Origin of the sequence: Acidovorax sp. YS12, from assembly GCA_021496925.1 — a bacterium.
Classification (GTDB): Bacteria; Pseudomonadota; Gammaproteobacteria; order Burkholderiales; family Burkholderiaceae_C; genus Paenacidovorax.
The window spans coordinates 928,225-939,990 of sequence record CP053915.1; the positions used below are offsets into that span (position 1 = coordinate 928,225).

Annotated in this window: 2 protein-coding genes; both read right to left on the minus strand. The window is 64.0% G+C overall.

What is annotated here, in order from left to right; translation table 11 throughout:
- Window positions 1–219: 219 nt before the first annotated feature.
- Window positions 220–663, minus strand: a complete 444-nt coding sequence (locus YS110_04370) for an SMI1/KNR4 family protein (GenBank protein UJB64052.1) — start codon at window positions 661–663, stop codon at window positions 220–222.
- 6 nt (window positions 664–669) lie between these two features.
- Entirely contained in the window at window positions 670–11,703 is an 11,034-nt protein-coding gene (locus YS110_04375; protein UJB64053.1) for a Hint domain-containing protein, read from the minus strand.
- Window positions 11,704–11,766 lie beyond the last annotated feature (63 nt).

Sequence of the window (11,766 nt, forward strand, 5' to 3'; positions counted from 1 at the left end):
GGCGGTGGTGGAGGATGCGCTTGTGTTGCGAGGGTTTTGAGTGTTTTAAGGCTCTAGCGCTTATGGGGCAAGCGCTGGCAGCTATCATTAATATAGCAATTTGCGGACCGGTGGGTTTTGAAGATACAACTTGACCCGATGTGCTATGACCAATTCGCTGCAGCACTCTCCATATTTATCAAAATAGCGGGGTTGCAGTTCGGATTTGAGACCATCCTATCAGATTCTATCGTTTTCCTCCTCATTAGCCAAGTAAGCGAGAAAATCACCATAACTCTTCCACACCTCGGGTTTATTGATCAATTCACCCTTTCCTAATTTAGGTGCATCTATTGCATCACACCAAACTACCTCACCATTACTACAATCAAGAACCAGTAAACTTTCCGGAGGCTCTCCAAGAACAAGAAAATTTTCAGGCAATCCAATACTTTCTCTCAGTCGCCTAGTCTCACTCAACACATTAGTCTTTGGGCTATGAGCAATTGCATGCAATGGCATAACAGCAATGCCACTACCATTAAAAAATTCAGCGGCCAACAAGAAATCCTGGGGAAGGGATATTGGAAGCTCTTGTTCCAATTCGCGCAAATAAACACCGCTCACAGGACGTAGGCCATTCAATTTTTCATACAGTTGCTTCAGATGATTCACATCAAACATATGATCTCACTTATTTGGATTTTGCCAACGCCACTGCCAATACTCTCTCGTATCTACAGAGAAAGCACGACGATCAATTGAATAAACTGGATGCGGTGCATTTCGCCCGTAGAGACTGTGAAGTGCATCCTGCCCTGATTTACCAACTCCGTGATATCTTGTACTTGCCTCGGCAAGAGCGCCACGAGAATCTTGGCCAATATGATGAAGCGTAGCAAGACTTCCATCTGATAGTTCTGGTGCGAGGCCTTTTCTAGCTGCTTCAGCATTTGTTCTTCCAACAAAATCTGCTGGGCCGTCTTTACGCACCAAACCCCAGTCAATATCATTTCGTTGAATAACCGAGTAGGTTTGACCTGTACCTCTGGGACGAGTAGCAGTCCAGTCAGCTCTCCTCGTAAAAACATCATTGTCCGCAAATGTCTTCCAAGAGCCTCCTTCCTTCGCCTGGCTCATATCAGAAACCACCCCACAAGCCCCACCAGGACAAGTATCACACGGCCCCACGTTGTGCACCCAGGTCCCAAACCCTCCCACGAAGAAGGTGTGCCCCTTCTCCACCGTCAGGTTGTAGGTCGTGCCTTGCGGTGATTCCAGGCTCAGGGCTCGCACGCGCAGGTGCGTTCGCGTAGCCAGCGACACCAGTTCATCCCCGGCTTGCAGTTCCTCCACGCTCACGAAGCCGCGCCCCGGCACGTAGAACGGGTGGCCCGGCGTGACCAGCAGGTCTTCAGTGCTTTCTTCCCCCTCCTGCCCCGGCTGGATTTGCTCCACGCTCAGGCGCAGGATCGGTCGGTCGTCACGGATGTGGGTCGCAGTCACCGCCGCCAGGAAGGCCGCTCCCGTGCCGTCTTCCAGGCGTGTCCAGACCCGATCACCCACCCGAATGGTTTCGATGGGACGCTCTCCCGCTTCTGTGGCGACCATGGTGCCGGGCGCAAAGCAGCAGGGGTCGCTGAACTCGGGCCGCGCTGTCTTGCCCGTTGGCTGCGCTTTCGCCACGGTGTTGAGTCCATCGCCTTCGGCGGCCATCTTGGGCGTTGCATCGCCCGCCTGCACGCGCACCGGCGGAGGCTCCAGTTCTGGCGTTTTCGCCCCCAGCACCGGGTCGGCTGCTCGCAGTTCCTGCGCCAGCGCCTGGGCTGCCACCCGGCCCTTGGCAGCGTTGTTACCCGCCGCGGCCAGTCCTTTGTCCGCCAGGCTGACTGCACCCTTGGCCGCTTGCGGCAGCGCTGCGATCGCCAGCGCTATTTCGCCCGCGTAGTTGCCCCGCAGCATGGCCGCCGTGAAGGTGTTGCCCGCTGCGTCTTCGGCGTGTGCCTTGTCGTCTATGTTGACAATCGCCTGCTTGACTACCGCCGGGATCTTGTCGGCGTTGTCGATGAGGCCGTTGATGACGTCCAGGCGCTGGCTGTTGCGTTGCCGCGCGGCTTGGCTACCGAATAGGTCCAGGTAGCCGTCGGCAACGAACTTGACGGCCTCCATCGTGCCTTCGGCGAACTTGAGCGTTGTCAGCCCGATGCTGCCGACGACGCCGCCGCTGGCCTTGATGCTGCAGTCGCGCAGGTCATCGCATTTGCCGTTGGGGTCGGTGTACCGGTAGGGGTTGTACCGCCCGTACTGGTAGGCCCCCCAGGTGATGGGCAGGGTGGCCTCGCCCTCGACCGGGTCCCGGCTCACGAATTGCCCGCTGGCCGGGTCGTAGTAGCGTGCCCGTGCGTACAGCAGGCCTGTTTCGGGGTCTGCGTAGTAGCTGCCGAAGGCGTTGCCGTTGCTTCTGAGCCCCGCGCCTGCGTTGCCGCTGGCTTCGCTGTCAATCAGCCCGTAGGGGCTGTGGATGAGCAGGCTGTCGGCCTTGGCTGCCCCTGCTTCGCTGAGCACGGTGGCGATGACCGTGCCCTGGCTGTCGGCGTGCAGTTGCGTGGTGCTGCTGGCGCTGCCTACGCCGTTGGCGTAGGTGGTGCGGTTGAACAGGATGGGGGCAGCGTTGCCGCTTGGTATTGCCGCGTCGGTGTCGCTGCGCAATGTCTGGACGGTGTTGTTCGCGCCCGTCACTTCGTAGCTGCGCCGCGCGTGCAGGCCGTCCCATTGGATGCGTTCGTAGGCCAGCGCGGTGTTGGCTGCGCCGCTGCCTTGCGCGGCGTTGTCCAGGCCGGCGTCGCCGAGGATTTTTTCCGCGCGCAGGTTATCCGCGTTGTAGCGGTAGCTGGCCAGCAGTTGCGGGGTGCCGCCTGCGCCCTGCTCTACCTTGACGAGCTGGTCCTGGGCGTTCCAGTGGTAGCGCGTGGTTTGGCTGTTGGCGCCCTGGGTTTCGGTTTGCGTCAGGCGGTTGCCGTTGGCGTCGTAGGTGTAGCTGATGGCGCGCGCGCCGCTGATGTGCGTGAGCTGGTCGCGTTCGTTGTAGCTGTAGGTTTGTGTGCCAATGGGTTCGGCCGCACGGGCTTCCAGGGCGTTGGGCGGGCCGGTGGCGCCTACCGTGGCGACCACGGTTTGCTGCAGGCGCCGCCCGCCCGCGTCGAGCTGCCAGGTGATGGTGCGCTCGGGTGTGGTGTGGCTTACGAGGCGGTCTTGCGCGTCGTAAGTCCAGCGCTCGGTGCGCGTGCGGCTGTGGCTGCCGGGGTTGGCGCCGCCGGGCAGTTGGGCGCTGAGCGTGGCGCTGCGGTTGGCCGCGCTGAGCGATTCGGTGCTGCTGCTGGCGGTGCGGTTGCCATTCGCGTCATATTCGTGGCTGCTGGCGCGGAGGGTGTTGCCTGCCCCAGCATGGGCTTGCGTGCTGCTGGTTTCCGTGGCCACGCGCCCTGCCTTGTCGTAGCTGGTGGCGGTGCTGCTGCCGTCGGGGTGGTCTATGCGGGTGATGCGGCTGGATTTGTCGTAGCCGATGCGCGTGAGGCCGCCTGCGCCGCTCTGGGCTGTGGGCCGGTTCAGCGCGTCGTAGCCGATGCTGGTGACGCTGCCGCCGGGCTGTGCGGTGGTGCTGATGCGGTTGCCTTGGGCGTCGTAGCCATGGGTGAGGCTGTTGCCCCAGGCGTCGGTGACTTTGACGGGGCGGTCGAAGGCGTCGTAGCTGGTGGCTTCCGTGCGCGTGCCCCATTCGTCCACTTGCGTGGTGCTGGTGAGGTTGCCGTTGCCGTCGTAGCCGTAGCGCGCTTGCGTGATGCTGCCCGCGCCGTTGGCGCTGGCGGCGGTGGTGGCGGTCTGGGTGCGCCGGCCGCGCGCGTCCAGGGTGTGGGTGAAGTGGTTGCCGTTGGCGTCGGTGTGGCTGGTGAGGCCGTCGGCGTTGTCGTAGCCGTTGGTTTCCTGGGCGCCGCCGGGCAGGGTTTTGCCGGTGCGGCGGTTGCGGGGGTCGTACTGGTAGCGGGTGGTGTGGCCGTTGTAGTCGGTTTGGGCCACGAGGTTGCCGCTGGTGTCGTAGCTGCGGCTGGCCTGTATCTGGCCGCTGGCCAGGCTTTGGGCGATGGTGACCAGACGGTTGGCGGCGTCGTAGCCGTAGCGCGTGGTGGCACCGTTGGGGGCCGTGGCTTCGGTGAGGTTGCCCGCGAGGTCGTAGGCGTTTTGCGTGGTGTTGCCCTCGCCGTCGGTGACGCTGGCTGCGCGCCGGCGCAGGTCGTACTGGGTCTTGATGGTGCGGCCTTCGGGGTCGGTGGCCTGGGTGACGTCGCCCATGGCGTCGCGTTGCAGGAGGTCGATGGCGCCCAGGCTGCGGCTGGTTTTGACCAGCAGGCCACGCTTGTCGTATTCGTAGCCGACCTTGTTGCCAAGGGCGTCGGTTTCGAATTGCACGCGGCCGGCTTCGTCGTATTCGTTCTTGTGCAGTTGGATGCCGGCGCGGGTGGTGCTGGTTACGCGGTTGAGCGCGTCGTACTGGTAGCTGGTGGTGGTGCCGTTGGCGTCGGTTTCGCTGGTCTTGTTGCCGTGCAGGTCGTAGTCGAGGGTGCTGACGGCGCCCAGGTTGTCGCGGGTGGCGGTGCGCAGGTTGTATTCGTTGTAGGTGTGGGTTTGCGTGCGCCCGCGTCCGTCGGTCTGGGTCAGGGCGTTGCCTACGGCGTCGTAGGTGGTGGTGCTGATGGTGCCTACGCTGTCGCTGGCGTGCCGCGGGCGGTTGCGTTCGTCGTATTGGGTGGTGGTGACGTTGCCGTTGGGCGCGGTGACGCTGATGGCGTTGCCGGCGGCGTCGTAGCGGGTGGTGGTGGTGGCGCCGCCGGCGCCGCTGGGCTGGGTGCGGCTGAGCTGGCGGCCCGTGCCGTCCCAGGTGGCGGTGGTGGCGTTGCCGCGCCCGTCGCTCTGGCTGGTGATGTTGCCGTCGGCGTCGTACGCGGTGGCGCTGAGCTGGCCCAGGCTGTCGCGGCTGGCGGTGCGCCGGTTCATGCTGTCGTATTCGTGGCTGACGGTGTTGCCGTTGGGCCAGGTTTCGGTGAGGCGGTTGCCTGCCTTGTCGTAGCTGTAGGCGGTCTGGCGGCCCTCTTCGTCCTGGGCCACCACGACCCAGTTGCGCGCGTTGTATTGCCACTTGCGCGCCTGGCGCAGCGGGTTGGTCACTTGGAGCTTGTTGCCGACCTTGTCGTAGTCGGTGGAGGTGTCCCTGCCCAGCGCGTCTATCTCGGATACCACGCGGCCCAGCGCGTCGTAGGCCAGGCGGCTGGTGTTGCCGTTGGCGTCCGTGCGGCTGACAAGGTTGCCGTTCGCGTCGTAGGCCATGCTGCGCTTGCTTTGGCCGGCGATGGTTTGGCGGGTGAGCCGGTTCAGGCTGTCGTAGGTGTAGGTGGTGACGCGGCCCAGGGCATCGGTTTCGCTGGTTTTGTTGCCGTTGGCGTCGTAGGTGGCGGTGCTGGCGGTGTCGCCGGGGTATTTGGTGGCGGTGCGCTGGTTGAGTTTGTTGTAGGTGTAGTGGGTCTGGCGGCCGAGGGCGTCGGTTTCGGTGACGATGTTGCCCACGCCGTCGTAGGCGTAGCCGGTGACTTTGGGCGGGGTGGCGGGCTCGGTGCGGCTGGTGAGGCGGTTGGCGCCGTCGTAGCCGTAGGTGGTGGCGTTGCCGCGCAGGTTGGTTTCGCTGGTCTTGTTGCCCGCAAGGTCGTAGGCGGTGACGATGGCGCCGATGGGCAGCGATTTGCGGACGACGCGGTTCATGCCGTCGTACTGGTAGCTGGTGGCGCGGCCTTCTTCGTCGGTTTCGCTGAGTTTGTTGCCCAGCGCGTCCCAGGCCATGGTTTTGTTGCCGCTGGCGGCAGTGCTTGCGGCCAGGGTGATGCGGGTGGGCTGGTCCAGGGTGTTGTACTGGATTTCGGTGGTACGGCCTTCGGCGTCGGTGACGGTGGTTTGCCGGCCCCGGTTGTCGTGGCCGGTGCGGGTGGTGCCGCCCAGGGCATCGATCACGGTGCTGGGCATGCCCCGGCCGTCGTAGCGCATGGTGGTGGTGTTGCCCAGCGCGTCGGTGCTGCTTTGGCGGTCGCCGTTGGCTGCAACGCTGTGGCTCACGCGGCTGCCGTCGGGCCTTTGTTCGCTTGTGAGGTTGCCGCGTTCGTCGTAGCCGTAGGTGGTGGTGTGCCCGCGCCGGTCGGTTGCGCTCAGGCGCTTGTTCTTGATGAAGGGGGGCGTGGTTTGCGCCATCCAGGTTTGTGACGAGGTGGCACCGCCTTCGCCTGCTATCTGCTCGCTGGTCTGGTTGCCATTGGCGTCGTAGGTGTAGTGGGTGGCGACGCCGTTGGCGTCGGTTTTGCTGAGCATGACCACGTCATGGGTGGCCCAGGTCATGGTGGTGGTGCCCGCGGGGCCGGCGATGGCGAGCGGATTGCCGTATTTGTTAAAGCTGTAGCGGGTGGCGGCGCCCAGGGGGTCGGTGACGGTGGTGGCGGGTGCGTCGGGGTTGGCGTTGTAGGCGAAGCCGGTGGTGGCGCCGTCCGGGGTGGCGACGCTTATCACGGTGGTTTCGAACGAGGGAACCTGGCCGTTGCCGAATTTGCGCAGGACGGGGCCTGCGTTGTAGTTGAACTGCGTTGTATGGCCCAGCGCATTGGTGTGGCTGAGCATCATGTTGGGCACGCCGAGCGGGCTGGTGTAGTCGGTATAGCTGTAGGTTTCGCTGGCGCCAGGGGCGTCGGTGCGCGCGATCTTGATGAGGTTGCCGGTGGCGTCGTAGTCGAATGCCAGCCCCATGCCTTCGGGGCCTTGAACGGCTTTGAGGACGTTGACGGGCGCTCCGGCACCGACGAAGGCGCTGATCTGGTAGACGAATTGCAGGGCCTGGCCGTAGTCGTTCTGCACACTGAGCAGGGGGGCGTCCACGCCCATGTCGTAGGTCAGGGTGAGGGCGTTGCCGTTCGTGTCGGTGATGGATTTCAACGCCCATTGGCGCTTGCCGCCGATGAAGGCGAAGTGGTAGCGCGTGCCGTCCTTGGAGTAGAAGTCGTAGCTTTTGTCGGCGTGGTTGGCGATCAGGGTACCGTGGTAGCCCTTGGCGGGGTTGAGCGTGCCATCGTTGGCCGGGAAGAAGCGCACGGAGCCGCCATCGCCAGCGTTGATGAGGATGTCGCCGCACGGGGTGGTGGACAGGGATGCGTCGAAATTGTGCCCCCAGTTCGCGCCCAGCACGCCGATACGGCCCGAGCCGCCGGATGAATAGGACGGGCGCAGGGCCAGTTGCGGACCGCGCGCGGCCACGCCGAAGCCCATGCCCGACAGCGTGATGCGGCCGGATTTGACGTTGACGCCATGGACGAGGATGCTGCCCACGGGCAACGCATCGTTGAGGGTCAGGGTGGAGATGACCTTGCCGTGGTTGGGCTCGACCGAGCCGTCCTTGTCGGCGACGGCGGTGAGGGTGAATGCATACCCGTTCTTGGTGGGCAGCAGGGCGTCAGGCCCCAGGGTGATGCTGTGGGCGCCCGCGCCGAAGGATTGCCCATCGACCAGGCGCACGGGGCTGCCGGTGGGCGTCCCGCTGTCGTCGTCGCTGAGCTGGGTTGCCTCAAGGGTAATCCTGGCGCCTTGGCTCAGGGTGAAATTGAGCGCGCTGCCCAGCCCGCAATAGCGGTCGTTGGCGATGTCCACGTCACGCGAAAGGCGAAGCAGCCGGTCGTAGCTGGTGACGATGCGTTGCTTGAAGGGGATATCTACTTTTTCCGAGACGATGTTGTCGCTGATGTAGGCGTCAACCTGGTAGTTCTTGGCGATGTCGAAGTAGTTGCCACGCTCTATCTGCATGTCGCCCTGGCGCTGCTTGCTGGTGGATGGGCGCACGTCGATGAGCTGGCCGTCTTCGAAGACGCGCAGATGAACGGCGGGCGCTTTGTAGGCGTCGGGTTCGAGCTTGAAGGTGGCTTTGATGGGGTAGGTGTTCAGGCCGCCGTCCGACAGGTACATGCGGTGGGGGTCGAGGTTGGCATCGGTTTCTTCCGAGGTGATGTCGGTGATGCTGGCACGCACGCCGAACACGGAGGCGCCAGCGAAGCTCGCGTCGATGGGCTGCTCCATGGGGGTGCGCGTGGTGCAGTCGGAGGTCCAATGGGTATCGATGGTGTACTTGCCTCCCACGATCCACACCAGTTCATTGGCAGCAGGCTGGGGCCCGGTCATCACATGGGTTTCCCATGTGCCCGCCCCGGTGCTGGTTACACCCAGTGCACTGCCACCAGCAGAGACTTGCGCAGAAACCGTGGCCGTGGTGACTGGCTCGAACCTGCGAGCAGCCGACCAGACGCATTGATTTCTGGAATTCTTGACGATGCGGACGGCGCGCTCCTGGAAGAGCTTGATCCCAAAAGTGCGCTCGAAACGCTTGCCAAGGCCCGTTGCGGCACTGGGTGCGCCGTCTTTGTCCAAGTAGCTCCAGACCAGCGCTCGCAAGTTTGCAGCAGTCCCATCGCACTCTTCGGTCACATGCACTTCGACGGTTGTCGTGAGCCCGCCCGCAGTTACCTTGACAGGCGACACGGTGCCGTTGGTCGGCCCCGGCGTGACCTTGAGAAACGCCACGCCCGAAGTGTCGCTCTTGAAGGGTCCATCGACCGTGGCAGGCGTGGTTTCCGCCTCGGGATCGCAGTTGGCGCGGGGTTGCTGCCCACTGCCCTCGACACTGACATTGGCAACGGGATTGGAGAACTGATCCAGTACTTCAATGGAGAACTCGCTCTGCGAGGTGGCCATGCCAGGCATGGCCGAGCCTTTGGCGAGCTGCTTGGCATTAAGGGTCGCGGGCTGATCTGGCCATGCATAGGCACGCATGGGCGCTTCAGGCCTGCGCGTGCCTGCGGCGGACGAAACGGCAACGTCAAAGACATTCAGTCCTGCTTGGGTGACGTACTCGTCGCCACTGTTGCGACGTATGAATACCGGGGAATCGGCCGTGGATTTGCCGAGCGTGACGGTGGCAGTGGCAACGCCCATCCCGTTCGTGATGGCGCTGGCAGGACTGACGCTGCCCCCGCCGCGCACAGGCAGGAAATTGACGCCCGCGCCCTTGACGGGCCGGCCTTCACGGTCGCGCACCAGTACACGCAGGGGTTCGCCCAGGGCTTGCCCGGCCGTTCCCTCCAAATCCCCGCCTGCACCCAGGATTTCGACGCTCCACGCAGACGATGGATCGTTGTCCGCAGCATCGCTATGGGCTCCGGCCAATGCGTCGGCCAGGAATTGGTTGGTCCAGGGGCTTTCCGCCGTAGCGCCGCCTGCGATGCCGCCAGAAAGGTAATAGCCGCTCGCACCGGTGGTGGGGTCGCTGACGATCCAGCCCGTGCCGCGCCAGGCGTGGTGCGCAATGCTTTGCGCAGGTGTTTCAACGCCATAGCCCAGTTGCAGAAAGGACTTGAGTTCGGCCTTGGTGGCCTGCGTGACCGGCAGCGTGTCGACTTCAGGCGCTCCGGGCGAGGCAAGGGTGTGCACGGCGGTGTTCTGCGCGCGCGCCAGGGCGATGAGCTTGCCGGCGGAAACGGATTCCGCGCCGAATTGCGCCTCGAACACCCGGTGTTCCAAAGAAGCGCCAGCCAAACCTGTGGCGCTGTACAGGCCGCGAGCATTGGCGGTGCTTGCGGCGACGACCTCGGTGGAGTGTGCGGCGGCGTCGATGGTGACGCCCTTCCACTCCAGGGTGTACGGCACGGCATTGACGCTGTAGACATTCAGCGCGTTGCTGACGATGGTCACTGAAGGCGCCGGGTGGACGATCGCAGCGCCGCTCAGTTGGCCCGCGCCTGCCTCGAAGGCGCTCCACTGTGTTTCATAGCGCTGGACGATGCCGTCGAGCAGGCGAGCAGCGTCGTATTCGCTGTCACGCGCGGATCGCGTGGGGCTGCGCGCCACGCCGGATTGCCCTACGCCGATGGCGTGGTAAGCGCCGACGAGGAAGGTTTGTTCGATGCTTTGCGTAGCGGCCGGCATCTGGATGTCAAGACGGAATTTGACATTGCTGCCACCCGTCAGAGAGGCCAGGCCGACGCTGTACTGATAGCCGTCGAGGCGCAGTTCCGGCCGCAACTGGAACAGGTAAACGGGCGCCAGATCCAACCCACCGGCGAGCAGGATGGCGCGGTGGTCATCCACCGCTGCGGGAATGTAGTTGATGGTGGCGCGCTGGTTGAACAACTCATGGACGGGCAAAGTGATGTCCAGGCCAGCGCTGCCGGCCCCCGTGGCATCGTTGAACAGGCGGATGCGGGCGATGGAGCGCAATGCGTCCGGCAAGGCCGCGGATTCGGCTGTGACGGCCACGACCGGGAAGGCAAGCGTGTTGGGCAACAGGCCCAGGGCTTGGGGCTTGATTGGCGCGGGCGCCGTGATGGCATCGTAGGTGGCGCCGGCTGCGGCGGGTTGCGCCTGCAATGCCGTATCGACTTGCGCGCGCACATAGCTCGCGAAATCCAGCGCCTGCTGTGTGGCGCGGTACTGGGCCGCGAGCTTTTGCCAGTCGAGGCCCAGGCTGGCTTGGCTCACGCTGCTGGCTCTGGGGAGCAGGGTTTTGTAGAACACGTCCAGCGCCAGCCAGGTCTTACCTGTCGCGTCGAGCACGATGCCGCGGTAGTTGGTGTAGGGCACGCGCACCGTCACCCAGGTGTGTTCGACGCGCACCAGCGTTACACGACCGCCCTGGATGACAGGGGAATACGCAATGCCGGCCTTGGCCAGGAGATCGGGCACGAGACTGGCATCTGCGAGGCCAGCGGCGCTGGCAATAGTGTCCACGCCAACCTCTACCACCCCTTGCACGTAGCGTGCTGGCGCGCCAGCGGCGCGCATCATGGCAACGAGCAGCGCGGCTTGGTCTGCGGCATTGCCGGCACCGGTGCGCAAGGTACCCAGGGCTCCTTTGGCGCTACCGGTGTACCACTCGCTGCGTACGTTGTTGCGCACGTATTCGTAGATGCGCACGTAGTCGTAGTCAAGCTCCTGGGTTTTGGCGAGGATTTCTTCGCTCAAGGGTGCTTCAGGGGCGTCGGCCACATCCTCCGGGGTGGAAGCGATGTCTTGCTCTGCTTCATAGCTCGGGCGGATGGCGGGGCTGGTCGCGGGTGCGCGGGTAGCCAGCGCCAGGGGGCGCACAGGAAGCAAGGCAGCGCGCAACACCGGGGCATCGCCCTGCCCCTGGGTCGTGGCCTTGAGCACGGCGCGCAGCGCCGCCATGGCTGCCGCCTGCTGCTGGGCATCGCCACTGAGGCCGGCCGACGCAGCGGACAGTTGCTGCATCAACTGGCTGAGCTGGCTTTGCACCGTGGCGCGGCGTGATTCAAAGCTGGCGGGCAAGGACGGATCGGCAATCTTGGCCTTCAGGTCTTCGCTGTCGTCCTGCACCAGCATGGCACTGGCGCGTACCTGTTCGTAGGTTTGCTGGACACGCTTTACATCTCCGGCATTCACCGCGCTGGCCATGGCCGTCAAGGCTTCTGCCAGTTGCTTGCCCGTGGTGTTGCGTGCCGCGATGCCGCCCCCCATCCGGTTATCCAGGCCTTGCAGCAGGGCCGAGGCATCGCGGCCCGCCGAAATGGCGCTGATAACGTCTTCTTGCGTAGCGGGTTCCGCCGCATGGACAGGTGCTGCGATGGCGAGTGCGGCCATCAGCATCATGGCTACCAGGGAAGCACGCAGCAAAAACCATTGCGTGGCGCGTATGCGGAGAGG